At 59.5% G+C, this 23,748-nt stretch carries 22 protein-coding genes; 9 read left to right on the top strand and 13 right to left on the bottom strand.

All coding sequences use genetic code 11. The features are described 5' to 3' along the window. Window positions 1-213: 213 nt before the first annotated feature. Window positions 214-921, top strand: a complete 708-nt coding sequence (locus G5287_RS18180) for a GntR family transcriptional regulator (protein WP_421231678.1) — start codon at window positions 214-216, stop codon at window positions 919-921. Between the two features lie 156 nt (window positions 922-1,077). Continuing rightward, a complete protein-coding gene (locus G5287_RS18175) occupies window positions 1,078-2,295 on the top strand; it encodes a 4Fe-4S binding protein (protein WP_421231677.1) in 1,218 nt (405 codons plus the stop codon). Between the two features lie 124 nt (window positions 2,296-2,419). On the opposite strand, the gene G5287_RS18170 is transcribed toward G5287_RS18175, so the two are convergent. From G5287_RS18170 to glyQ, 4 genes are all read right to left on the bottom strand, one after another. After that, window positions 2,420-3,184, bottom strand: a complete 765-nt coding sequence (locus G5287_RS18170) for an EAL domain-containing protein (RefSeq protein WP_421231676.1) — start codon at window positions 3,182-3,184, stop codon at window positions 2,420-2,422. A gap of 373 nt (window positions 3,185-3,557) precedes the next feature. Beyond that, the gene (locus G5287_RS18165) at window positions 3,558-4,055 is read right to left on the bottom strand and encodes a hypothetical protein (RefSeq protein ID WP_129504976.1); all 498 of its coding nucleotides are present in this window, start codon (window positions 4,053-4,055) and stop codon (window positions 3,558-3,560) included. Window positions 4,056-4,185: 130 nt separating this feature from the next. Continuing rightward, window positions 4,186-6,255, bottom strand: coding sequence for a glycine--tRNA ligase subunit beta (gene glyS, locus G5287_RS18160; RefSeq protein ID WP_005342445.1), 2,070 nt, complete (start codon window positions 6,253-6,255; stop codon window positions 4,186-4,188). Between the two features lie 9 nt (window positions 6,256-6,264). Continuing rightward, a complete protein-coding gene (gene glyQ, locus G5287_RS18155) occupies window positions 6,265-7,188 on the bottom strand; it encodes a glycine--tRNA ligase subunit alpha (RefSeq protein WP_005339464.1) in 924 nt (307 codons plus the stop codon). Between the two features lie 222 nt (window positions 7,189-7,410). Between glyQ and G5287_RS18150 the strand changes: the two genes are divergently transcribed. After that, the gene (locus G5287_RS18150; protein WP_047434822.1) at window positions 7,411-7,983 is read left to right on the top strand and encodes a DNA-3-methyladenine glycosylase I; all 573 of its coding nucleotides are present in this window, start codon (window positions 7,411-7,413) and stop codon (window positions 7,981-7,983) included. A gap of 129 nt (window positions 7,984-8,112) precedes the next feature. After that, complete coding sequence (locus G5287_RS18145) at window positions 8,113-8,769, top strand: OmpA family lipoprotein (RefSeq protein ID WP_042054666.1); 657 nt, start codon at window positions 8,113-8,115, stop codon at window positions 8,767-8,769. A gap of 144 nt (window positions 8,770-8,913) precedes the next feature. On the opposite strand, the gene G5287_RS18140 is transcribed toward G5287_RS18145, so the two are convergent. Genes G5287_RS18140 through tusA form a run of 3 tightly spaced genes read right to left on the bottom strand, consistent with a single transcriptional unit; the run spans window position 8,914 to window position 9,646 of the window. Then, window positions 8,914-9,021, bottom strand: coding sequence for an endoribonuclease L-PSP (locus G5287_RS18140; protein ID WP_010672406.1), 108 nt, complete (start codon window positions 9,019-9,021; stop codon window positions 8,914-8,916). Window positions 9,022-9,031: 10 nt separating this feature from the next. Beyond that, a complete protein-coding gene (locus G5287_RS18135) occupies window positions 9,032-9,379 on the bottom strand; it encodes a RidA family protein (RefSeq protein WP_421231675.1) in 348 nt (115 codons plus the stop codon). Between the two features lie 21 nt (window positions 9,380-9,400). After that, the gene (gene tusA, locus G5287_RS18130) at window positions 9,401-9,646 is read right to left on the bottom strand and encodes a sulfurtransferase TusA (protein WP_005339470.1); all 246 of its coding nucleotides are present in this window, start codon (window positions 9,644-9,646) and stop codon (window positions 9,401-9,403) included. A 169-nt stretch (window positions 9,647-9,815) separates the two neighbouring features. Between tusA and G5287_RS18125 the strand changes: the two genes are divergently transcribed. Then, on the top strand, window positions 9,816-10,007 hold the full coding sequence (locus tag G5287_RS18125) for a hypothetical protein (protein ID WP_005339471.1): 192 nt from the start codon (window positions 9,816-9,818) through the stop codon (window positions 10,005-10,007). Between the two features lie 75 nt (window positions 10,008-10,082). Here the strand turns inward: G5287_RS18125 and G5287_RS18120 are convergent, their stop codons facing one another. From G5287_RS18120 to G5287_RS18095, 6 genes are all read right to left on the bottom strand, one after another. Further along, window positions 10,083-11,321, bottom strand: coding sequence for an ABC transporter substrate-binding protein (locus tag G5287_RS18120; RefSeq protein WP_421231674.1), 1,239 nt, complete (start codon window positions 11,319-11,321; stop codon window positions 10,083-10,085). A 7-nt stretch (window positions 11,322-11,328) separates the two neighbouring features. Next, window positions 11,329-12,771 carry an ATP-binding protein gene (locus tag G5287_RS18115; protein WP_421231673.1) on the bottom strand — a complete coding sequence of 481 codons (1,443 nt, stop codon included), beginning with the start codon at window positions 12,769-12,771 and terminating at the stop codon, window positions 11,329-11,331. Further along, entirely contained in the window at window positions 12,768-13,490 is a 723-nt protein-coding gene (locus G5287_RS18110; protein ID WP_005339475.1) for a response regulator, read from the bottom strand. The genes G5287_RS18115 and G5287_RS18110 overlap by 4 nt, the downstream gene beginning before the upstream one ends. Before the next feature lie 278 nt (window positions 13,491-13,768). Beyond that, a complete protein-coding gene (fadA, locus tag G5287_RS18105) occupies window positions 13,769-14,932 on the bottom strand; it encodes an acetyl-CoA C-acyltransferase FadA (protein ID WP_265328647.1) in 1,164 nt (387 codons plus the stop codon). 21 nt (window positions 14,933-14,953) lie between these two features. Beyond that, entirely contained in the window at window positions 14,954-17,101 is a 2,148-nt protein-coding gene (gene fadB, locus G5287_RS18100) for a fatty acid oxidation complex subunit alpha FadB (protein WP_421231672.1), read from the bottom strand. A 204-nt stretch (window positions 17,102-17,305) separates the two neighbouring features. After that, window positions 17,306-19,243 (bottom strand): acetoacetate--CoA ligase, encoded by a 1,938-nt coding sequence (locus G5287_RS18095; protein ID WP_421231671.1) that lies wholly within the window; start codon window positions 19,241-19,243, stop codon window positions 17,306-17,308. A gap of 191 nt (window positions 19,244-19,434) precedes the next feature. Between G5287_RS18095 and pepQ the strand changes: the two genes are divergently transcribed. From pepQ to hemG, 4 genes are read left to right on the top strand one after another with little or no spacing between them, the layout of a single operon-like run. Beyond that, on the top strand, window positions 19,435-20,757 hold the full coding sequence (gene pepQ / locus G5287_RS18090; protein ID WP_421231670.1) for a Xaa-Pro dipeptidase: 1,323 nt from the start codon (window positions 19,435-19,437) through the stop codon (window positions 20,755-20,757). Continuing rightward, window positions 20,757-21,374: a YigZ family protein gene (locus G5287_RS18085; protein WP_043825947.1), complete on the top strand. Its 618-nt coding sequence runs from the start codon at window positions 20,757-20,759 to the stop codon at window positions 21,372-21,374. Before pepQ ends, G5287_RS18085 begins: the two co-directional genes overlap by 1 nt. Window positions 21,375-21,410: 36 nt before the next feature. Then, entirely contained in the window at window positions 21,411-22,868 is a 1,458-nt protein-coding gene (locus G5287_RS18080; RefSeq protein WP_005339482.1) for a TrkH family potassium uptake protein, read from the top strand. A 7-nt stretch (window positions 22,869-22,875) separates the two neighbouring features. Next, on the top strand, window positions 22,876-23,400 hold the full coding sequence (gene hemG / locus G5287_RS18075) for a menaquinone-dependent protoporphyrinogen IX dehydrogenase (protein ID WP_005339483.1): 525 nt from the start codon (window positions 22,876-22,878) through the stop codon (window positions 23,398-23,400). The last annotated feature ends 348 nt before the right edge of the window (window positions 23,401-23,748 follow it).

Here is a 23,748-nt window from a genome sequence, read left to right as displayed (position 1 = left end):
AAAAAGAGACCTCATGAAATATCTTGGAATAATGTGATCTGACGCATGCAGTTATTTAGACAAAGATGTCTAACTTTTGCGATATTGTTGTACCTCTTGGTTTTGTGATGTTCTTGCAGCTTTAGTTTGAATTTAAGTTATTGTTTTTATGCAATTTATCCACTTGCTTAAGAATAAGATGGTTGGCGTTGTGACCACAGGAGATGTCTAGCAGTGATCTATAAATCGGTGGCTGATCGACTCAGGATCAGGGTAAACGGTGCCGAGTGTCGGGTGGGAGATGTGTTGCCGGGCGAAAAAGCGCTGGCAGAACAGTATGGCGTCTCCCGCATGACCATCCGCAGAGCGGTAGATATGTTGATCGAGTGGGGATTGGTCGAGCGGCGCCACGGCAGCGGCACCTATGTGACGAAAAAGGATGTTCAGCATGAGACCAAAGGTCTGAGCGGGTTTACCGAACTGATGCGCGAGCAGGGGCGCACTTTGACCAGCCAGGTGTTGGAATTTCGCACCATGCCCGCGCCACCGGCCATCGCCAGTCAGCTGAGGGTTAAGGTGAATGAACCCGTCTATTACTCAAGCCGGATCCGCTCGGTGGATGGTCGGGCTCTGCTGCTGGAAGAGAGCTATATGCCGGTCAGACTGTTTCGCAATCTGTCGGTCGCCCATCTGGAAGGGTCCAAATTCGACTACATCGAACGGGAGTGCGGCATCGCGATTGCGGGCAACTATGAGTGCTTCAGTGCCGTGCTGGCGGATCGGGCTACTGCCGAGCTGCTCCATATCGAGCAGGGGGCCCCTATCCTGCGGCTCACCTCACTCTCATACAGCGAGAGCGGAGAGTTCCTCAACTACTCCATCATGTTCCGTAATGCCAACGACTATCACGTTGACTACCACCTCCACCGTGCCCGCGGCTAGTGCCTGGCTGATGAGGCAGCGTGTCGTTGAAAGAGGGGAGAGCCTGCGAGGGAGGCATTGGCCATAACTCCTCCCTCGGCCCATGCAGATCAAAATAATCAACTCAAATGTTAGTTATCCTTGCTGCCGGATCCGGATGTAGGCAGTGGGGGATGCATGAGCGTGATTGAAGCGATAACCATGGTGGCCGGTATGGTTTATCTGGTGTTGTTGGCGTGGCAGGTGCGCACCGGCTGGCCGGGGCGTCTTGCGCTCGGCCTGCTGGGGCTGGTCTGGTTGCTGGCGGCCGACAGCCTGCTCTGGCTCGCACTGGGGACGGTCACCGCCGTGCTTGCCCTCCGGCATCAGAGGCGGCCGCTGCCCGTGTTCGGGGCGATCGACAGTCAGCAGTTGCGGGCAGGCACTCGCCATCTGCTGCTGCTCTGCTGGGGGCTGGTCACAGTGCAATACAGCCTGCATATCTGGCAGTTGGGACAGGGGATGAGCCCCTGGCTGGTGCGCCCGGACGTGGTGGATGCCTTCCTGCCCATCGCCGGTGGCCTCGGGCTGCGGGCCTGGTTCGCGCAGGGGTTGGTGGATCCCCACCATCCGGCGGCCACCGTCACCGTACTGGTACTCTCCCTGTCGGCCCTGCTGCTGGGGCGGGCGTTCTGTGCCTGGTTCTGTCCGCTCGGGCTGGTGGGGGAATGGCTACATGGCCTGCGCCACCGGTTGCTGCCGGGGGAGTGGAGCCCGCCGCGCTGGCTGGATCTTGCCCTGCGTACCCAGAAATTTCTGGTGCTCGGCTTTCTGCTCTTCATCATCCTGCTGGCGGTGCCGGCTGCTGCCCTGCCCGGCTACTTCACCAGCCCCTACCATCAGGCGGCGGATATGAAGATGGGGGCCTTCTTCTTCAACCTGACCCTGATCTCGGGTCTGTGCCTCGGCTGGGTGTTGCTGCTTACCGCGACCTTTCGTCAGGGATTCTGCCGCTACCTCTGCCCCTATGGCGCTTGGCTCGCCCTGCTGGGGCTACTGACGCCGCTGCGCATTCGCCGTGACCCGGCCCGCTGCCTGCGAAGCCAGGGTCATGACTGTGACAAGTGCAGCCGGGCCTGTCCATCGCGCATTGCGGTGCACCAGCTTATTGCGGTACGCAGCCTGGAGTGCACCGGCTGCCTGAGCTGCGTGGCCGCCTGCCCCAAGCGGGTCGAGGCCCTGCACCTTGGCAGCAAGGTGAAGCGGCTTGCACCAAGCCGTTTGCTGGGGCTGCTCTGCCTGTTGCTGCTGGTGCTGCCGTTGCTCGCGTATGGCCTGCTGGAGATCTGGGTTAGCCAGACGCCGCTGGCGATACGGGCTCACCTGCTGCAACTGTTGCCACAGCTGACCCATTAACCGGGGAGGGTGACTGTGTGACCATGGCGCAAGGTCATAGGGTATGCACATGGACACCCTCGGGTGTCCGTTTTCATATTCGGGTGGGAGTGGGCTGAGGGGGAGGCAGTGCAGACCGACTGGCTTATAAGCTGGCGAAATCCACCTCGGGCAGGGTTTCGAAGCCGGGGCGGGCGAACAGGTAGCCCTGCATCAGACTGATGCCCATCTCCCGCAGACAGGCCATCTCTTCGCGGGTCTCGACCCCCTCCGCCAGCGGGGTGATCTGCAACTCGGCAAACAGGGCCAGACAGTGGCGCACTATGGCTTGCCGGGTCGGGTCATGGTCGATGCCGCGCAGCAGGTGCATATCGAGCTTGACGATGTTGGGGTGAAAATCGGCCAGCAGGTTGAGGCCCGAGTAACCGGCGCCAAAGTCATCGATCGCCGTCTTGAAGCCAAGCGCCTGATAGTGATCGACGATACCGCGAAGATGCAGGCTATCCTGCACCTGCTCCACCTCGGTCAGCTCGAACATGATCTGCTCGATGGGGAAGTGGTGCTCGCGGGCCGCCTGCAGGGTGGTGCGGATGCAGCGCTCCGGGCGGTAGACCGCATTGGGCAGAAAGTTGATGCTCAGCATCCCCTTCATCCCGAGCCGTGCCGCCAGCGCGATGGCCTTGATCCGGCACAGCTGATCGAAGCGGTAGCGGTTGTCGTCGTTGACCCGGGCAATCACGCTCTGCGCCGGCTCGTTGTTGAGCCCCCGTACCAGCGCCTCGTAGCCGAAGATGGTGCGCTTGCTGCAATCGACGATGGGCTGAAAGGCCATGGTGAAGTCGAAGTCGAGATCTGCTTTCTCCTGACACAGCTGGCAGATGGCGGGGGACGGGGCGGCAGGTATATCCATGACTCTCCTCTCGGGGCGTGGCGGCGCTGGGGACTGTCTCAAATGATAACAGCTGAGCACCCCCCTGTAGGTTCGATTAGCGCAGCGTAATCGGACGATCGAGAGGCTTTGATTACGGTTGTTGCCGTGAAACAGGATCAGCCAGCTGGAGGGGGAAGTGCGGCTGGCCGTTATGGCGGGCGACTCCATTTACGCGAAAGTCCGATTACGCCTGACGGTTAATCGAACCTACGGTTTGGATGAGGCAAGAGCCCCCATTTTCGTCGATCGATATAGTGTAAAAAGATACCGATTTGAGGCAGGGGGCAGGTGATAACTAGATCTGTACAAACTGTACAAACTGTGCAATCTGTATAAAAACTAATTTTAATATTTACTGTGGAATAAACTTATTGTTTTGCTCATCAAATTTAAACTTATATGTAACTTTTTCTCGTGGATGGTGTTGGGTATCATTATCACCATAAGCAAGACCAGAAATGGTTACCATGCCTTGGTCATTTTTCATTTCTGTTACCTGCACGAGATTGGTATAAGGTAATTTATAACTAGTGTCAACAACAGGTGTGTTCCTAAAGCCATTAATTGCAACCACGGTTAGTTGTGGTAGCCGAGTTCCATTCCCACCATTACATCCCATATCACCAGCCCAATAAACTAACCATTTCGAGCCTACATCATCTTCTACAGAGTAACCTTCTGATAATCTTACCGCACTATATTGTTTTAACTCACCAGGCTCCCCTTCGCCACCTACTTGGCAAGCGACAGTCTCACTGTAGTCTCTTACTAAACGGGATATTGTGGCGTCATCAGCTGCAAATGAAGAGTTGATTAAAAATAAAGTGGTGGTAATTAATATTTTATTCATAGTGTTCCATCCATGGGGTGATTAACCTAGTTATTTCAAATAACGCTTATATCGTAATATGTTTTTGTATCTTGCTATATAAAAACGGCGCCTTACGACGCCGTTTTTTGATCTGGTTAGCAAACTCTAATCACTGCAGCAGCGAGATATCCGCCACTTGCAGGAACAGGTTGCGCAGGTTGTTCAGCAGTGCCAGACGGTTGGCCTTGAGGGCCTCGTCGTCGGCCATCACCATGACTTCGTTGAAGAAGGTATCGACCGGCTCGCGCAGGGCGGCCAGACGGGTGAGGGCAGCCTGATAGTCACCGGCGGCGAACAGCGGGGCCAGTTCGGCTTGCAGTTCGGCAACCTGGGTGGCTAGCGCCTTCTCGGCGGCATCGACCAGCAGTTCCGGTTTGACGGCAGTCGGCAATTCGCCTTCGACCTTGGCCAGAATATTGCTCACGCGCTTGTTGGCGGCAGCCAGTGCCAGGGCGGCATCCAGCGTGCGGAAGTGGCTGACGGCCTTGACGCGACGATCGAAGTCGAGCGGACGGGTCGGGCGGCGGGCCAGTACGGCCAGCACCACGTCGGCACCGATGCCTTCGTCCTGATAGGCGGCGCGGAAGCGGCCCAGCATAAAGTCGACCACGTCGGTGACGACGGTTTTGTTGGTCAGCTTGTCGCCGTAGACGCGTACCGCTTCTTCAACCAGTTCAACCAGATCCAGATCCAGCTGCTTCTCGGTCATGATGCGCAGGGCACCGATGGCGGCGCGACGCAGGGCGAACGGGTCCTTGTCACCCTTCGGCAGCATGCCGATGCCGAAGATACCGGCCAGAGTGTCGAACTTGTCGGCCAGCGCGACGGCGCAGGCAACCAGACCGGACGGCAGGGCATCACCGGCAAAGCGCGGCATGTACTGCTCGTTGAGGGCCACGGCCACCGCTTCGTCTTCGCCATCGTGACGGGCGTAGTGCATCCCCATGACACCCTGGGTGTCGGTGAACTCGCCGACCATGTTGGTCATCAGGTCACACTTGGAGAGCAGACCGGCACGCTTGGCCTGAGCCACGTCGGCGCCGATGCGCTCGGCGATAAAGCCGGCGACGGTCTCGATACGCTCGACCTTGGCCTTGACGGTGCCCAGCTGTTGCTGGAACAGCACGGTTTCAAGGCGCGGCAGGCGGGAGGCCAGGGTCTGCTTGAGGTCGGTCTTGAAGAAGAACTCGGCGTCAGAGAGACGGGGGCGAACCACCTTCTCGTTGCCGCTGATGATCTGGCTCGGGTCTTTGGACTCGATGTTGGTGACGAAGATGAACTTCGGCAGCAGCTTGCCGTTCTTGTCGTAGACCGGGAAGTACTTCTGGTCACCCTTCATGGTGTGCACCAGCGCTTCAGCCGGAACGGCCAGGAACTTCTCTTCGAAGTTGGCGGTCAGCACCACAGGCCACTCGACCAGTGCGGTCACTTCTTCCAGCAGGGCGTCGTCCAGATCGGCCACGCCACCGAAGGCGGCAGCGGCCGCTTCGACGTCAGCCTTGATCTTGGCCTTGCGCGCCATGAAGTCGGCAATCACCATGCCGCGCTCCTGCAGGATCTGCGGGTACTGGCTGGCGTTGTCGATGGTGAATTCGCTCTCGCCCATAAAGCGGTGGCCGCGGATGGTGCGGGCAGAGTCGATACCCAGAATGTGGGCGGGAACCAGCTCGCCATCCAGCAGCAGGGTCACGGTGAAGACCGGACGCACGAACTGGATGGTCTTGTCGCCCCAGCGCATCATTTTCGGGATCGGCAGTTTGGCCAGTGCGGAGGCGACCAGTTCGCCCAGCAATTCTTTGGCCGGACGGCCTTCAACCTTGGCGGTGTGAACCAGCCACTCGCCCTTGTCAGTGACCAGACGCTCGGCCTGCTCAACGGTGATGCCGTTGCCACGGGCCCAGCCTTCGGCAGCCTTGGTCGGCTTGCCTTCGGCATCGAACGCCTGCGCTACGGCCGGGCCGCGCTTCTCGACGCTCTTGCTCGGCTGTTCGCCGGCCAGCTCGCTTACCTTCAGCGCCAGACGGCGCGGTGAGGCAAACCACTCGACGTCGCCAAAGGCCAGATCGGCCTTGGTCAGTTCGGCTTTGAAGTTGTCGGCAAAGGCTTCGGCCAGGGAGCGCAGGGCTTTGGGCGGCAGCTCAGCAGTACCGATCTCTACCAGAAATGTATGTTGTGCCATGTCCGTTCCTTAACCTTGCTTGTTCTCACTGCGCTGACACATAGGGAAGCCCAGCGCTTCGCGGGAGGCGTAGTATGCCTCTGCCACGGCCTTGGTCAGGGTGCGAATGCGCAGGATGTAGCGCTGACGCTCGGTGACCGAGATGGCCTTGCGGGCATCCAGCAGGTTGAAGGAGTGAGCGGCTTTGAGGATGCGCTCGTAGGCAGGCAGCGGCAGCGGTTTTTCCAGTGCCAGCAGATTTTGGGCTTCCTTCTCGTACTGCTCGAAGCAGTGGAACAGGAACTCCACATCGGCGTGTTCGAAGTTGTAGGTGGATTGCTCCACTTCGTTCTGGTGGAACACGTCGCCGTAGGTGGTCTTGCCCAGCGGGCCGTCAGACCAGACCAGATCGTAGACGCTGTCCACGCCCTGAATGTACATGGCCAGACGCTCGAGACCGTAGGTGATCTCGCCGGTGACCGGCTTGCACTCGAGGCCGCCAACTTGCTGGAAGTAGGTGAACTGGGTCACTTCCATGCCGTTCAGCCACACTTCCCAACCCAGACCCCAGGCACCCAGCGTCGGGTTTTCCCAGTTGTCTTCCACGAAGCGGATGTCGTGGATTTCAGGATCCATGCCCAGCTCTTTCAGGGAGCCCAGATAGAGTTCCTGAATGTTGTCGGGGGAAGGCTTGATGATCACCTGGAACTGGTAGTAGTGCTGCAGGCGGTTCGGGTTTTCACCGTAGCGGCCGTCGGTCGGACGGCGGGACGGTTGCACGTAAGCGCAGGCGATGGGCTCCGGGCCCAGGGCACGCAGACAGGTCATGGGGTGGGAAGTACCGGCACCCACTTCCATATCCAGCGGCTGAATGATGGTACAGCCCTGGCGGGACCAATAGTCCTGCAGCTGCAGGATCAGGCCCTGAAAGGTTTTGACATCGAATTTTTGCATAATTTTTTTCGCGCGAAGTGAAAATCAGAGCAAGATTTGCTGAATGTGAACCGAGGGAGTATACCGTCTGGCATGGTCGGATAATAGGCGAAATTGCAGCGGATTCGCGGGATGGTACTGCGCCTTGGCTGGTCGGGCGGGATGACCGGTATATGATGTGAGCAGTGCCGCCTGTAGAGTGGGCAGGGTCGGGTAAACCGCTGAAATGACGAGGGAGAGGAAATGGAACTGCGCTGCGCCTGGGTGACCAAAGACCCGGAATACATTGAATACCATGACAAACAGTGGGGCAGGCCGGTCTATGACTCGCGCGAGCTGTTTGCCAAGCTCTGCCTCGACGGCCAGCAGGCGGGGCTGTCGTGGATCACCATCCTCAAGCGCACCGAAAGCTATTACCGCGCCTATGCGGACTTTGATCCGGTGCAGATTGCCCGCTTCGACGAGCAGGATGTAGAGCGGTTGATGCAGGACAGCGGCATTATCCGCAACCGGCTCAAGGTGCAGTCGATCATCAGAAATGCCCGCGCTTATCTGGCGTTGCAGGAGCAGGGGATCGACTTCGCCGACTACCTGTGGGGCTTTGTTGGCGGCGCCCCCATCGTCAACCAGCGGCAGGGCAATGGCGATATTCCTGCGACCTCACCGGAGTCGGATGCCATGTCGAAAGCACTCAAGAAGCTCGGCTTCAACTTTGTCGGCAGCACCATCTGTTACGCCTTTATGCAGGCGGTGGGGATGGTGAACGATCATCTGGTCAGCTGTCCTTGCCACGCCGAGTGTCAGTTACCGCGCTGACAACCCGCCGATTGCCCAAAAAAACACCACTCTCGCCATCTGTTCAGGCTTGCGTCAGACAATGGCGTGCCAGCGCGTTACAATCCGGCCCCCGGCATGGTGCCGGATTGTTTTAACAGAGGTTTTTTCATGCGAGCCAAGATCCTGGTGCCTGCTCTGGCACTGACCGTTGCCCTGAGCGGCTGTACCACCAACCCCTACACAGGTGAATCCCAGACCTCCAAAGGTGCCTGGGGCGCGCTGGCTGGCGCCGCTGCCGGTGCGGCCGTAGGTGCGCTCTCTTCCAGCAAGGGTGACCGCAAGAAGGGCATCCTGACCGGCGTTGCTGCTGGCGCGGCGCTGGGTGGCGGTATCGGCTACTACATGGACGTGCAGGAAGCCAAGCTGCGCGAGAAGCTGCAGGGCACCGGCGTCAGCGTGACCCGCAATGGCAATGAGCTGATCCTCAACATGCCGAACAACGTCACCTTCGACAGCTCCAGCTCCCAGCTGAAAGCGGCCGGTGCCAACACCCTCTCCGGCGTGGCCATGGTGGTTGCCGAGTTCGACAAGACCCGCCTGAACGTGGTCGGTCACACCGACAGCACAGGTTCCCGCGAGCTGAACATGAAGCTCTCCCGCGATCGTGCCGATGCCGTTGCCGCCCAGCTGATTGGTCAGGGCGTAGCAGGTAGCCGCATCTCCACCACCGGCGTGGGCCCGGATCAGCCGGTTGCTACCAACAGCACCGCCGCTGGCAAAGCCCAGAACCGTCGCGTGACCATTACCCTGACCCCGACCGCCTAAGTCGTTCAGGTTTCGGTAACGAAAAGGCCCCGCCAGTGATGGCGGGGCCTTTCTATTGGCGCCGTTGCGAGCAATGGCGCCTTGTTGTTTGCTCCCTTCTCACCTCGTGGGAGAAGGGGCGGGGATGAGGGGGATAAGCGCCTCTTAGACCGCCGCTGTCAGCTGCACTTCGACCTTGTAGCCTTCGTGGGCCAGACGGGCTTGTACACAGGCGCGAACCGGCGCGGTGTCGGCATCAGGGGAGCCAGGCATCCCGCTGCGTTTAGACAGCCGCAGTCAGCTGCACTTCCACCTTGTAGCCTTCGTGGGCCAGACGGGCTTGTACGCAGGCGCGCACGGGGGCGGTGCCTGCCGGGATCCAGGCATCCCACTGCTCGTTGAAGGTCGCGATGTCCTGAATGTCTTTGAGATAGATATTGGCCATCAGGATCTTGTCGACGCCGGAGCCGTTGGCTTCCAGCAGGCCCTGCAGGCTTGCCAGCACTTCGCGGGTCTGCTGGTGGATGTCGGCCTCTTCGCTGACGGGCACTTCCACCACGTAGAGGGTGCCATTGTGGATGACCACGTCTGACCAACGCTGGGTGGTGCCGATTCGGGTAATGGTTGTCATGGAGTGCTCCGGTGCGTGGGCTTATTGACCCTTGCGGATCAGATAGCGGTAGGGGGCCTGCTCTGTCTCGCTGGCGACCAGGGTGTGATCCATAAAGCGGCAGAAACTGGGGATGTCGCGGGTGGTTGAAGGATCGTCGGCACTGACCAGCAGGGTCTCGCCATCCGCCATCAGCCGCACTTTCTTGCGAACCATCATAACGGGTTCCGGGCAACGAAGCCCGATTGCGTCCAACTCATGAGTTGCACCGCAGAATAAATCACTCATCTATTATCAACCTTCAACCTATTCGGCTGCCAATAATACTCAGGGCTAAAAAATAATCAAACAAACGACCAATTCACCAGCATATGTAACCGAAATGTTATTCGACCCTATCCAGCTTGCGCCGGACGAGTAATATAAAAATTGAACCATATTCAACAAGGAGGTGAATATGCAGGTCTCCTACGGCAGATTACAAGCCTATGCAGGCATGGGGTTTTTGTCCTTCGCCATGATAGTGATGGGCAGCCCGATCGGGAATACTGGTACCTGGTTCGGCTCCATGGTGATGGTCGGGTTGGGGCTCTGGATCGAGCTCAGCGATTACTATGACGAGGATGAGGACGAGAACGATCAATCCTGAATCGGATGACGATTCAACAACAAAGGCGGAGCAATTCCGCCTTTGTCATTTCTGCCGTTTGGCAATGTGCCCGGATCAGCGGGTCGAGCGCATCGCCCGCTCCAGATGCAGCGCCGTCTGCTCCGGGTTGGCCTTGGGGTCGTTGAAGAAGTTGCTCAGCACATCGAGGATCGCCTGCCGCATATTGGTCGGCGTCGCCATCCCTTCCGCCATGCTGGGCAGCAGGTTGTCCTGCTTTTCCGCCAGCAGGAAGTCCTGATAGGAATGGACGGCGCAGCGGTCGAACTTGCTCATGTCGGGATTGGTCAGAGCCGGGATCGACCCCTTCACCCGATTGAACTCCTCCTGGAATTGTGGCGTCATCAGCAACTGGGCCAGATCCCCCTGCGCCTGCAGCTGGGCCGGATCCCGCTGTTTGAACATGGCGATGGAGTCAAGGTTGTAGCTGAACAGTCCGGCGCTGCCCGGGCTCGGCAGACAGGCGATATCCTCACCCGGCCGGTAGTTACCGGCACTCAGTTCACCCTTCACCCAGTCGCCCATTACCTGCATGGCGGCGCCACCGCTCTCCAGCAGGTTGGTGGCCTGATGCCACTTCAGACCGGCGTATTTTTGCGGGACGTAGGCACGCAGCTGCTGGAAACGGGTCAACACCCGCACCATGTCGGGGCCGGTCAGGGTGGCGCTGTCCTGCTCGAGGAACGCCTTGCGATAGAATTCTTTACCGCCCTCACCGAGCGCCACTGTTTCAAACAACACCGCCAGCTGCCAGGGCTCGTTGCCGATGGCGAGCGGGGTGATGCCCCGTTTTTTAAGCTGGTCGGCGACGGTGACAAACTGGGCCCAGTCGGTGGGCGGAGTCAGCTTGTTGCGCTCGAACACCTTGCGGTTGAGCCACAACCAGTTGACCCGATGGATGCCGGTGGGCACCGCCATCAGGGCGCCGTTCTGGCTGAGGGTGGCCCGCACCATAGGCGGCATCTGGCTGTACCAGCCGAGGTGCTCAGCCATGGGGGTGAGGTCGCGCAAAAAGCCGAGCCCGGCCCACTCCTTGAGCTCATACCCCTTGAGGTGGGCCGCCTCTGGCGGGTTGGCGGCCAGCGCCCGGCTTTTCAGCACCGTCATGGCGCTCTTGCCGCCACCGCCCTGTACCGCGAAGTCATTCCACTGGTTGCCCTTGGCGATCCACTCAGATTTGAGCACTTCGACCGCCTGCGCTTCGCCGCCGGAGGTCCACCAGTGCAGCACCTCCACCTGGGAGGCACAGACAGAACCGGAGAGCAGGGCGAGCAGGGGGAGAGGGAACCACTTCATGAGAAGACTACCTTGGCAGTGAGAGGGTGGCCTGCAGGCCACCTTGCGGACGATTTTCCAGCACCAGATCGCCGCCGTGGGCGTGGGCGATATTGCGGGCGATGCCGAGCCCGAGACCGGTGCCGGCCTGATCCGTGCTGAGTCGGTAATAGGGCTCGAAGATGCGCTCGAACTGGTCATCCGGCAGGCCGGGGCCCTCATCCATGATGAACAGGATCAGCATCTCCTCGTCATCCATGATGATGATGCGTACCCGCTGGCCATATTTGATGCCGTTGTCCACCAGATTGCCGATGCAGCGTTTGAGCGCCAGCAGCTTGCCGCGATAGGGCCACTTGCAGTGGCCTTCGATGGTCAGCCGCTCGTCGTGCAGGTTCATCGACTCCGCCATCTGCTCAAGCAGGGCGTTGATGTCGATCTCCTCGATATTCTCGTGAATGTCGGTCTCTTTGACCGTCTGCAGCGCTCCTTTCACCATCAGCTCCAGCTCGTCGAGATCCTTGTTGAACTTGGCGATCTGTACCTCGTCATCGAGCAGTTCGACCCGCAGTCGCAGTCGGGTGATGGGGGTCTTGAGATCGTGGGAGATGGAGCTGAACAGCCGTTCCCGATCATCGATATAACGGCGAATGCGGTGCTGCATGATGTTGAAGGCGCGGGTGGCCGCCACGATTTCCGACGCCCCTTCCTCTTTGAGCGAAGGCTGGTCGATATCCTTGCCCAGATTGACCGCCGCCTTGGCGAGACGTCGCAGCGGGCGGGTCTGCCAGCGCACCAGCATAAAGGTGAAGAAGCAGAGGAACACCGTCATCAGGGCGATGAAACGCACCTGGTTGCTCGGCATCACGGTATCGTCGAGGGTCATGTAGGGGGCGGGCAGCAGGGCCGCCAGATAGAGCCACTCCCCCTTTTCGATCTCGATCTGGGTCACCAGCACCGGCGGATTGAGCGGCTCCAGCGACAGGGTGTAGCGGGCCCAGGAGGAGGGGAGATCCGCCAGCAGGGTGTCGTTATTGAAGACGTGGAGGTCATCGGGTCGGGAGAAGTCCACCTTGATCGCCATGGCGTCGGAGAGCTTGCGGGTCAGCACTCCCTGCACCTCCTCCAGCACCTGCGTCTTGCGTTCGCTGTCGGGGATGGCGTTGATGTGGATTTCCTCTTCGTTGAGCGAGACGAAGAAGCGGCTGCCCCCCATGTTGCGCAGTTGGTCCAGCGCGATATGGCGATATTGCAGCGGCAGGGATTTGAAGAAGTTGACGGTGGAGGCGGCAGACATGGCGAGGTTGCGGGTGGTGCTGAGCATCCCCTCCAGTTCCCGCTTCTGGATCTGCTGCATCCAGATGCCGGTCAGAATGGTCTGGGAGAGCAGGATAGCCAGCAACAACAGCAGGATCATCCGTGACAACAGGGATCGGGGCACCAGCGCCCCCCAGGACCACTTGTTGCTCATGGCAGCTCGTGCACCTCGGCAATCAGCATGTAGCCACTGCCGCGAATGGTCTTGATGATGCGCGGGCTCTTGCCGTTGTCGCCCAGCTTCTGGCGCAGACGGCTGATCTGTACGTCGATGCCGCGCTCCATCGGCAGGCTTTCGCGGCCGCGGGTGGCATCCGAGATGGTGTCCCGATCCAGCACCACGCCGGGCTGTTGCAGGAACATGCCGAGCAGCATGGCGTCGCTGCCGGAGAGATCCAGCAGGCTGCCATCATCATGGGTCAGCTGGTGGCTCAGGGTGTCGAGGGTCCACTCGGCAAAACGCAGGCGGCGGCTCGGCTCTTTCTCTTTTTCCGGCTGGCGGAATTCGGCGCGGCGTAGCAGTGCCTTGATGCGGGCCTGCAGTTCACGGGGGCTGAACGGCTTGGCGATATAGTCGTCGGCGCCGAGTTCGAGGCCGATCACCCGATCCGCTTCGTCGGAGGCGGCGGTCAGCATGATGATGGGCACCTGGGAGTCACGACGGATCTGCTGGCAGAGGGTAAAACCGTCCTCGCCGGGCATCATGATGTCCAGAATAATCAGGTCCGGGCTGTGCTGGGCGAGTTGCTGACGCATCTCGTTGCCCTCCGCCGCCGTCAATACCTGAAAGCCCGCCCGGGTCAGGTACTCATTGAGCAGCTCGCGGATCTCTTGGTCGTCATCGACGATCAGCAGTTGTTTGCTCATTGACATATGTATGTGCATCCACCCATTTTTTTGTGCAGATTGAACCTGTCGGGGGAGTAAAAAGCAAGCAAGCCCCCTATCTAATGTGAGGTTTAAGGCAATAACAGCCTATTGATAAGATTAAAACGAAAAAAGGCCGACCCAAACGGGACGGCCAACAGACAGCTTCTGACCACTGACGAGCACCCCGTGTGGCGATCGTCACAGACTTGAAAAGGGGCCAGTCAGACTGGCCCCGAAAAGGGACAACTCTCAGTAGTGCATCCCGTCGATCCGGCTGGTTATCACACCCGTTCAAACACGGTGGCGATGCCCTGACCCAGACCGATACACATGGTGGCAACCCCCAGGGTGGCATCCTTCTCCTCCATCAGATTGATGAGGGTGGTGGAGATGCGGGCACCGGAGCAGCCGAGCGGGTGGCCCAGCGCAATGGCGCCGCCGTTCAGGTTCACCTTCTCGTCCACCTGATCCTGCAGACCCAGATCCTTCACGCAGGGCAGGGACTGGGCGGCAAACGCCTCGTTCAGCTCGAACAGGTCGATATCACCGACAGTCAGACCGGCACGCTTGAGCGCCTTCTGGGTGGCCGGTACCGGGCCGTAACCCATGATGGCGGCGTCACAGCCGGCAATGGCCATGGCACGTACCCTGGCGCGCGGCGTGAGGCCGAGGGCCTTGGCACGATCCGCGCTCATCACCAGCATGGCGGCGGCGCCATCGGACAGGGCCGAGGAGCTGCCGGCGGTGACGGTGCCGTTGACCGGATCAAACACCGGGCGCAGCTGGCTCAGGGTTTCGACCGTGGTCTCCGAGCGGATCACCTCGTCGTAGTCGTAGAAGAAGCGCGCGCCGCTGGCGTCATGGCCTTCCAGCCCGACGATCTCCTTGGCAAAACGCCCTTCCACGGTGGCCGCGTGGGCGCGACGGTGGGAGCGGGCGGCAAACTCGTCCTGCTGCTGGCGGCTGATGCCGTGCAGCTTGCCGAGCATCTCGGCGGTCAGCCCCATCATGCCGGAGGCTTTTGCCACCGACTTGGCCATGCCGGGGTGGAAGTCGACGCCGTGGCTCATCGGTACGTGACCCATGTGCTCGACGCCGCCGATGATGAAGATATCCCCGTCACCCACCTGAATGGCACGAGAGGCATCATGCAGCGCCTGCATACTGGAGCCGCACAGGCGGTTGACGGTAACCGCCCCCACCTGCTTGGGAATACCGGCCAGCAGCGCTGCGTTGCGGGCGATGTTGAAGCCCTGCTCCAGGGTCTGCTGCACGCAGCCCCAGTAGATATCCTCGATCTCGTTCGGGTCGAGGTTGGGGTTGCGCAGCAGGATGGATTTCATCAGGTGCGCGGACAGATCTTCTGCACGCACGTTGCGGAAGGCGCCGCCCTTGGACCGGCCCATCGGGGTCCGGATACAGTCGACAATGACTACGTCTTTCATGAATGGATCTCCTTTCCGCAATCAGTAGAAGGTTTTGCCCTGGGCGGCCATCTCGCGCAGCTTGTCGCTGACGCGGTAGAGCGGGCCCAAGTCGGCATACTGGTCGGCCATGGCCACGTAGCGATCCAGACCGATAGTGTCCAGATAGCGGAACACGCCGCCGCGGAAGGGAGGGAAGCCCAGACCGTAGACCAGTGCGATGTCGGCTTCGGCTGGCGTGGCGACAATGCCCTCTTCCAGACAGAGCACCACCTCGTTGATCATCGGGATCATCATGCGAGCGATGATGGCGTCCTTGTCGAAATCCTGTTTCGGCTTGGCGATGGGGGCCAGCAGCTCGTAAGCAGTGGCATCGGCCACCTTCTTCGGCTTGCCCTTCTTGTCCTGCTCGTAGGCGTAGAAGCCCTTGCCGTTCTTCTGACCGAAGCGGTTCACTTCGTACATCACGTCGATGGCGGTGCGACCTTCCTTGCTCATGCGTGCCGGGAAGCCCTGCGCCATCACGTCACCGGCATGGTGACCGGTGTCGATACCGACTACATCCAGCAGGTAAGCGGGGCCCATGGGCCAGCCGAACTCTTTCTCCATCACCTTGTCGACGGCGGCGAAGTCGGCGCCATCGGCGACCAGCTTGTTGAAGCCGAAGAAGTAGGGGAACAGCACCCGGTTGACGAAGAAGCCCGGGCAATCGTTGACCACCACAGGGGACTTGCCCATGGCGGCGGCATAGGCCACCACACGGTTGATGGTTTCATCGGATGTCTGCTCGCCGCGGATGATTTCCACCAATGGCATGCGGTGCACCGGGTTGAAGAAGTGCATGCCGCAGAAGTTCTGCGGGCGCTTCAGCCCCTTGGCCAGCAGGGAGATGGGAATGGTGGAGGTGTTGCTGGCGAGCACGGCGTCTTCGCCAATGATTCCTTCCACTTCGCCCAGTACGGCGGCTTTCACTTTCGGGTTCTCGACCACGGCTTCGACCACCACATCCACGTGCTTGACGTTGTCATAGCTGAGGGTCGGAGTGATGGCGGAGAGCACCTGGCCCATCTTGATGCCATCGATGCGGCCCTTCTCGAGCTGGCCATTGAGCAGCTTGGTGGCTTCGCCCATGCCAAGTGCCAGCGCCTTCTCGTTGATATCCTTCATCACCGCCGGAATGCCCTTGCTGGCAGACTGGTAGGCGATGCCGCCGCCCATGATGCCGGCACCCAGTACGGCGGCGTGGCCAGTGGCCTTGCTTGCCTGCTTGGCCGCCTTCTTGGCCAGCGCCTTGATGTGCTGATCGTTGAGGAAGATACCGACCAGTGCCTTGGCCACGTCGGTCTTGGCCAGCTTGATGAAGCCCTGCGCCTCGGCCACCAGAGCCTCGTCACGGCCCATACCTGCGGCGGCCTCGACGGTTTTCACCGCAGTCATCGGTGCCGGATAGTGTTTGCCCGCCACGGCGGCAACCATGCCGGCGGCGGTGGTGAAGCTCATCATGGCTTCCAGTTTGGAGAGGCGCAGCGGCGCTTTTTTGGCGGCGCGACGGCTCTGCCAGTCCAGCTTGCCCGCTATGGCGTCCTTGATCATCTGCAGCGCAGCGCTCTGCAGCGCCTCGGGGGCGACCACGGCATCGATGGCTCCCACCTTGAGGGCGTCATCTGCACGGTAATCCTTGCCGGTGGTGATCCACTCCAGCGCGTTGTCAGCGCCGATCACCCGCGGCAGACGGACAGTGCCGCCAAAGCCCGGCATGATGCCGAGTTTGGTTTCGGGCAAGCCAATCTTGGCGCTGGTGTCAGCCAGACGGAAGTCGGTGGAGAGAATGGTCTCGCAGCCGCCGCCCAGAGCGTGGCCCTTGATGGCAGAGAGGGTCGGAACCGGCAGATCTTCGATGGCATTGAAGATGTCGTTGGCCTTTTTCAGCCAGCCGAGCAGATCGTCTTGCGGCAGATCGAACAGTTCCAGGAATTCGGTAATGTCGGCACCGACGATAAAGGCGTCTTTGCCGGAAGTGAGGATCAGACCTTTTAGTTCACGTTCTTGTTGTAATGCGGCGATCGCTTCGCTCAGGGAGAGCAGGGTAGCGCGATCCAGCTTGTTGACTGAACCCGGGGCATCAAACCTCAGCTCGGCAATGCCGTTTTCGAGGTAGCTGACCGACAGGGTTTCGCCTTGGTAGATCATGAGAGTGTCTCCTTGTTCCCACTCAGTGGGGAGTGGTGCTCCTTTATCCCCAGCAGGGGGCGAGGCTCACTATTGATCCAAAAGGAGACATTTTCAACACCTATTTAAAACATTTGTTTAACAGTTATCGAGTAAAAGCTCCTCATCACAAAACGGGCAAAAGAGAGGCGCCTTGCGGCGCCTCAGATGAATGTGAGTTTGTTATCAACTGGCCAGTTCCGGCCGGTTGCGATACTGGTTCAGCACCTCGGGATCGGCGAGGGCATGGGTATTGTTGACCGGCCGGTTGTGTACCACTTCGCGCACCGCCAGTTCGACAATCTTGCCGGACTTGGTGCGGGGGATGGCATCCACCTGCAGGATGCGGGCCGGTACATGGCGGGCGGTGCAGTGCTGTTTTATCTGCTGGCGGATCCGCTCGCGCAGCGGCTCGTCCAGCTTGCAGCCCGCCTTGAGCTTGACGAACAGCACCACCCGCTCGTCCTGCTGCCACTGCTGGCCGATGACGATGCTCTCCTCCACTTCGTCCAGCTGCTCGACATAGCGGTAGATCTCGCTGGTGCCGATGCGCACGCCGCCCGGGTTGAGGGTGGCGTCGGAGCGGCCGTAGAACAGAATGCCGCCGGTCGGGGTCAGCTCGATCCAGTCGCCGTGACACCAGATGTTGTCGAACCGCTCGAAGTAGGCGGCGTGGTACTTGTCGCCGTTCTCGTCACCCCAGAAGTAGATGGGCTGGGCCGGGAACGGCTTGGTGCAGACCAGCTCGCCCTTCTCCCCCTGCACCGGCTGACCCGCTTCGTTGAATACCTGCACCGCGAGGCCGAGGCCACGCCCTTGGCTCTCGCCGCGATAGACTGGGCTGAGTGGATTGCCGATGACGAAGCAGGAGCAGATGTCGGTGCCGCCTGAGATGGAGCTCAGTTGTACATCTGTTTTGATCTGTTGATAGACGTAGTCAAACCCCTCCGGCGACAACACAGATCCGGTGCTGCAGATCAGCCGCAAGTGTGGCAAGTCATGAGTGTTGACGGGGGCATAGCCTTGTTTGTGCAACGCATCGAGATACTTGGCCGAGGTGCCGAACAGGACGACCTCTTCGTCGCGGGCGAGATCCCACAGCACGTTGCCATCCGGGTAAAATGGCGATCCGTCATAGAGCACCAGGGTGGCGCCGGAGGCGAGCGCGCTTACCAGCCAGTTCCACATCATCCAGCCGCAGGTGGTGAAGTAGAAGATCCGCTCCCCCGGTTTGATGTCGCAGTGCAGCTGGTGTTCTTTCAGGTGTTGCAGCAGGGTGCCGCCGATGCCGTGCACGATGCACTTGGGTTTGCCGGTGGTGCCGGATGAATAGAGGATATAGAGCGGGTCATTGAAGGCCATCGGCTCGAACTGGAGGCTGGCGTCCGGCTGGCTCGCCAGCACTTGCTGCCAGTCGTGACCAAGCTGCAGCGGGTTGCCGAGCAGGGGGATCATCACCGTCTGCTCTATGCTGCCGATCTGGCTGACGACCCCTGCCACTTTGTCCTGAATGTCGATAGCTTTGCCGTTGTAGCGATAGCCATCCACCGCAAACAGCACCCGCGGCCGGGTCTGGCCGAAGCGCTCCACCACACTGGCCTCGCCAAAGTCGGGGCTGGTGGAAGTCCAGATCGCCCCGAGACTGGTGGTTGCCAGCATGGCAACCACAGTTTCCGGAATATTGGGCAGGTAGCCGGCGACCACATCGCCACGACCAATCCCCTGATGACGCAGCCACTGCGCCAGCCGGGCAACCTGTTCCCCCAGTTCACCCCAACTCAGAGTGCGACTTGGGCTACCTTCGATGCGGGAGATGATGGCCGGGCTCTCGTCCTGACGGCGCAGCAGGTTTTCGGCGAAGTTGAGGCGGCTGTCGGGGAACCAGCGGGTGCGCTGCATATCCTGACGGTTTTCCGCCACTATGTTGCCGAGCTCGCCCTTGACGCCGCAGTGCTGCCATACCAGCGGCCAGAAACGGGTGGTCTTCTCCACCGACCATTGATAAAGCTGCGGGTAATTCTGCAACTGCAAGCCGTGGAAACGGTTCACCTCCGCCATAAAACGGTAGAGGTTGGATTGCTGCATCCCGAGCGGATCCGGTTGCCACAGGCAGAGGTTGTCCATGAGTAATCCCTGACTTCATGTATCTACCGGCAGTGTATTGAATTGTTTTTGATTTGTTAATGATTGGTTTTGTGTTGATAACAAACACGTTTGTAACGTATGCGTTACCTCACGAAGCGGCAGCTTGACGGGTCGAGCCGCCAAGCGCTTGATGTTATGCTGCAATCACATTCACCTCGGAGCAGGACGCCATGAGCAGCTACAGCCAACTTTTTGCCCAGCACCTCGATACCTTGCAGCAGCGCACCCGTGACATTCTGCAACAACAGGGGCTCAGCGGACTGGCCATCCACTCCGGCCAGACCCACCGCATCTTCCTCGATGATCAGGATTACCCGTTCAAGGTAAACCCCCACTTCAAGGCCTGGTTGCCGGTGCTGGACAATCCCCACTGCTGGCTGCTGGTGGACGGGGTGAACAAACCGGTATTGCTGTTCTACCGCCCGGTGGATTTCTGGCACAAAGTGGCGGATCTGCCCAACGCCTTCTGGGTCGAGTTCTTCGATATCCGTTTCCTGACCCGGCCGGAACAGGTGGCCGACCATCTTCCTGCCAACAAGCAGGAGTGGGCCTATCTGGGCGGTCATCTGGAAGTGGCCGAGCTGCTGGGGCTGACCCAGCCCAATCCGGAGGCGGTACTCAACTACCTGCACTATCACCGCGCCTACAAGACCCCCTATGAGCTGGAGTGTCTGCGCGAGGCGAACCGGATTGGGGTACGCGGCCATATCGCCGCCAAGGACTCCTTTATGGCGGGGGCGAGCGAGTTCGAGATCAATCTGGCCTACATGAAAGCGGTCGGGCAGGGGGCCAATGAGGCGCCCTACGGCAATATCGTCGCTATCAACCGCAATGCGGCCATCCTTCACTACACCCATTTGTCCGCCGTGCGGGTGCCCGATGCGGAACGTCACTCCTTCCTGATCGATGCCGGCGTCGATTTTCATGGTTATGCCTCCGACATCACCCGCACCTGGGCGTGGCGGCGTGGCGACTTTGCCGATCTGATTGCTGCCCTCGACGAGCAGCAGCAGGAGATCATCAAGGAGATCAAACCGGGACGCCGCTACAGCGAGCTGCACCTGCAGATGCATCATAAGCTGGCGCGCCTGCTGCAAACCACCGAGCTGGTGGATATGTCGGTAGACGAGATGATCCACACCGGGGTGACCAACGTCTTCTTCCCCCACGGCCTCGGCCACTTCCTCGGTTTGCAGGTACACGATGCGGGCGGTTTCATGCAGGATGAGCGCGGCACCCATCTGGCGGCGCCCGAGCTGTTCCCCTATCTGCGCTGCACCCGGGTGATGGAGGTGGGTCAGGTGTTCACCATCGAGCCGGGGCTCTACTTCATCGACAGTTTGCTGGAGCCGCTGCGTCAGGGCGAACAGGGTAAACGGGTCAACTGGAACAAGGTGGAGGCGTTGCGACCATTTGGCGGCATCCGCATCGAAGACAACATAGTGCTGCACGCCAACGGGGTGGAGAACATGACCAGACAAGCAGGACTCTGATGGCGGCAGCGTACTCCATTCCGGCTGCCCCGCTGGAGTTGACCGAAGAGATAAAGAAGAGTCGCTTCATAACCCTGATCGCCCACACCCCGACCGTCGAGGCGGCCAAGGGGTGGGTCAACGAGATCAAACGCCAACATCCGGCCGCGCGCCACCACTGCTGGGCCTTTGTGGCGGGCGCGCCGCAAGATAGCCAGGTTTATGGCTTCAGCGATGATGGCGAACCGTCCGGTACCGCGGGCAAGCCGATTCTGGCCCAGCTAATGGGTTCGGGGATCGGTGAAATCTGTGCCGTGGTGGTGCGTTACTACGGCGGCATCCAGCTTGGCACCGGTGGACTGGTCAAAGCCTATGGGGGCGGTGTCGGTGCCGCTCTCAAGCAATTGCCAACCCTGCTCAAGGTGCCGCGCACTCCCTCTCTCATTCACTGCGATTACGGTGACATGGGGACGGTCGAGTCGCTGATCAGCAGCCATAATGGCGAATTGCTGGCGGCGGATTACGGTCAGCAGGTCACCTTGCAGGTGGCGTGGGAGTCCTCGGTTTGGGCTCAGGTGGACCGTGAATTGACCGACCGGACTCATGGGCGGGTATCCCTCAGCCCCTTAGATGGCTAGAATCCATCGCTCTTTAATTGGGGAAAGGGAGCTGTAATGCACATTCTGAGCATTATTCGCATTGTTGGCCTGCTGGTTGCGCTGTTCAGCTCGACCATGCTGTTGCCTGCACTGGTGGCCTTTGGCTATCGGGATGGTGGTGGTGCCGAGTTCGTCAGCTCTTTTCTGATCGCCCTGCTGCTCGGCGTGGTGCTCTGGTTTCCCAATCGCTACCACAAGAAGGAGATGCGCTCGAAAGAGGGCTTTCTGATTGTGGTGCTGTTCTGGACCGTGTTGGGCAGTGTGGGGGCGGTGCCCTTCATCATGAGCGATGTGCCGGATATGTCGGTCTCGGAGGCCTTCTTCGAATCTTTTTCCGGCCTGACCACCACTGGCGCAACGGTACTGACCGGGCTCGATAATCTGCCCAAGGCGTTCCTGTTCTACCGCCAGCTGCTGCAGTGGCTGGGGGGGATGGGGATCATCGTACTGGCGGTGGCCATTCTGCCACTGCTGGGTATCGGGGGCATGCAGCTCTATCGCGCCGAGATCCCGGGGCCGGTGAAGGATACCAAGGTGACGCCGCGCATCGCCGAAACGGCCAAGGCGCTCTGGTTCATCTATCTGCTGCTGACCGCACTCTGTGCGCTGGCCTATTGGCTCGCTGGAATGACGCTGTTCGATGCAGTGTGCCATTCGTTCTCGACTCTGTCGGTCGGTGGCTTCTCCACTCACGATGCCAGCATCGGATTCTTCAACAGTCCGGTCATCAACCTGATTACCGTGGTGTTCCTGCTGCTGGCCAGCGTGAACTTTGCGCTCCACTTTACCGTTTTCTCTCACCGCCCGGTGCGGCTCGGTCGCTACCTCTATGATTCGGAGCTCAAGGTGTTCCTGGCCATTCAGGCGACCCTGGTGATGATCTGCTTTGTCGCCTTGCTGACCCACGGACACTACGCCACCTGGCAAGAGGCGCTCAACCACGGTCTTTTCCAGGCGGTCTCTCTGGGTACCACCACCGGCTATAGCACCACGACCTATGCCGACTGGCCCTCGTTCCTGCCCATGCTGCTGATGTTCTCAGCATTTATCGGCTGTTGTGCGGGTAGTACTGGCGGCGGCATCAAGGTGATGCGTTTTATGATCCTGTTCATGCAGGGGATGCGCGAGTTGAAGCGGTTGGTTCACCCCAGAGCCATTTATACCTTGAAGCTGGGGAATCGGGCGGTGCCCGAGCGCATCGTCGAGGCGGTGTGGGGCTACTTCGCCACCTATATTATTCTCTTCTTTATGTTCATGTTGCTTTTGCTGATGACGGGACTGAACGAAGTGACCGCATTCACCGCTGTGGCTGCGGCTTTCACCAACGTAGGCCCGGGTTTGGGAGAGGTATCAGCCAACTTCGGCAATATCTCGCCGGCGGCCCAGTGGGTACTGGTGTTGGCTATGTTGTTTGGTCGATTGGAAATTTTTACGCTTCTGGTACTGTTTACTCCTGCATTCTGGCGTAGTTGAGGTTGTTATGGACAAGATTCTGGTGCTTTATTCCTCTCGGGATGGCCAAACCCGCAAAATAGTCGATGTCATGCTGGAGCAGATGCCGGGATGCGAAGTGGTGATGCATGACCTGCATACCTTGCCGATGTGCAACCTCAGCAAGTATGCCAAGGTCTTGATCGGCGCCTCCATTCGTTATGGCAACTTCCACCCCAGCTTGTTCAGCTTTATTCACGCTCATCAGGAGCAGCTGGAGGTGGCCAATGCGGCCTTCTTCTGTGTCAACCTGACGGCCCGCAAGCCAGAGAAGCAGACGCCGCAAACCAATGCTTATATGAAGAAGTTCCTGCGCCTCTCCCCCTGGAAGCCGAAAACCCTGGGGGTGTTTGCCGGTGCGCTGCAATATTCCCGCTATAACTGGTGGCAGACGCGCATCATCCAGCTGATCATGAAGATTACCGGTGGCAGTACAGACACCAGTAAGGACATTGAATTTACCGATTGGGAAAAGGTGCGCAGCTTTGCACGCGAATTCTGGTCAAAAAGGTAGCTGTGTGATGTGAATTAAGGTTTTTTTGCCCGAAACAGCCCCGCCGATGCGGGGCTTTTGTTTAATAAAACAACGGTTAAACCTGAAAGTTGTAAAAAATGCCATTTTTTGCAGTTTTCCTCTTGTCATCCCGGCGCGGCTCCCTATAATGCGCCCCTACCAGCACGGCGGAACACGCCGGACTGATGAGCCAGCTTCCTAGCGAAGTGGGCGCCGAAAGAAAAGCGAAAACAACCGCTTGACTTTCGAAGTGAGAAGCGTAATATGCGCCTCCTCAACGCGACAAGCGTGACGCTCTTTAACAATTTGAATCAAGCAATCTGTGTGGGCACTCACAGCATCGAACAT

Source organism: Aeromonas sp. 603079 (genome assembly GCF_049172135.1).
GTDB classification, from domain to species: Bacteria; Pseudomonadota; Gammaproteobacteria; order Enterobacterales; family Aeromonadaceae; genus Aeromonas; species Aeromonas veronii.
This window is presented reverse-complemented; position numbering and strand designations above follow the sequence as displayed.

Excerpts from the sequence above, each read along its gene's own strand:
- glyQ (WP_005339464.1), bottom strand. The coding sequence starts at position 7,188 with ATGCAAAAATTCGATGTCAAAACCTTTCAGGGCCTGATCCTGCAGCTG.
- G5287_RS18110 (WP_005339475.1), bottom strand. The coding sequence starts at position 13,490 with ATGTCAATGAGCAAACAACTGCTGATCGTCGATGACGACCAAGAGATC.
- G5287_RS18095 (WP_421231671.1), bottom strand. The coding sequence starts at position 19,243 with ATGGACAACCTCTGCCTGTGGCAACCGGATCCGCTCGGGATGCAGCAA.
- G5287_RS18175 (WP_421231677.1), top strand. The coding sequence starts at position 1,078 with ATGAGCGTGATTGAAGCGATAACCATGGTGGCCGGTATGGTTTATCTG.
- G5287_RS18120 (WP_421231674.1), bottom strand. The coding sequence starts at position 11,321 with ATGAAGTGGTTCCCTCTCCCCCTGCTCGCCCTGCTCTCCGGTTCTGTC.
- pepQ (WP_421231670.1), top strand. The coding sequence starts at position 19,435 with ATGAGCAGCTACAGCCAACTTTTTGCCCAGCACCTCGATACCTTGCAG.
- G5287_RS18080 (WP_005339482.1), top strand. The coding sequence starts at position 21,411 with ATGCACATTCTGAGCATTATTCGCATTGTTGGCCTGCTGGTTGCGCTG.
- fadA (WP_265328647.1), bottom strand. The coding sequence starts at position 14,932 with ATGAAAGACGTAGTCATTGTCGACTGTATCCGGACCCCGATGGGCCGG.
- fadB (WP_421231672.1), bottom strand. The coding sequence starts at position 17,101 with ATGATCTACCAAGGCGAAACCCTGTCGGTCAGCTACCTCGAAAACGGC.
- G5287_RS18115 (WP_421231673.1), bottom strand. The coding sequence starts at position 12,771 with ATGAGCAACAAGTGGTCCTGGGGGGCGCTGGTGCCCCGATCCCTGTTG.
- G5287_RS18125 (WP_005339471.1), top strand. The coding sequence starts at position 9,816 with ATGCAGGTCTCCTACGGCAGATTACAAGCCTATGCAGGCATGGGGTTT.
- G5287_RS18085 (WP_043825947.1), top strand. The coding sequence starts at position 20,757 with ATGGCGGCAGCGTACTCCATTCCGGCTGCCCCGCTGGAGTTGACCGAA.
- hemG (WP_005339483.1), top strand. The coding sequence starts at position 22,876 with ATGGACAAGATTCTGGTGCTTTATTCCTCTCGGGATGGCCAAACCCGC.
- G5287_RS18135 (WP_421231675.1), bottom strand. The coding sequence starts at position 9,379 with ATGACAACCATTACCCGAATCGGCACCACCCAGCGTTGGTCAGACGTG.
- tusA (WP_005339470.1), bottom strand. The coding sequence starts at position 9,646 with ATGAGTGATTTATTCTGCGGTGCAACTCATGAGTTGGACGCAATCGGG.
- G5287_RS18170 (WP_421231676.1), bottom strand. The coding sequence starts at position 3,184 with ATGGATATACCTGCCGCCCCGTCCCCCGCCATCTGCCAGCTGTGTCAG.
- G5287_RS18140 (WP_010672406.1), bottom strand. The coding sequence starts at position 9,021 with ATGCCTGGCTCCCCTGATGCCGACACCGCGCCGGTTCGCGCCTGTGTA.
- G5287_RS18165 (WP_129504976.1), bottom strand. The coding sequence starts at position 4,055 with ATGAATAAAATATTAATTACCACCACTTTATTTTTAATCAACTCTTCA.
- glyS (WP_005342445.1), bottom strand. The coding sequence starts at position 6,255 with ATGGCACAACATACATTTCTGGTAGAGATCGGTACTGCTGAGCTGCCG.
- G5287_RS18150 (WP_047434822.1), top strand. The coding sequence starts at position 7,411 with ATGGAACTGCGCTGCGCCTGGGTGACCAAAGACCCGGAATACATTGAA.
- G5287_RS18145 (WP_042054666.1), top strand. The coding sequence starts at position 8,113 with ATGCGAGCCAAGATCCTGGTGCCTGCTCTGGCACTGACCGTTGCCCTG.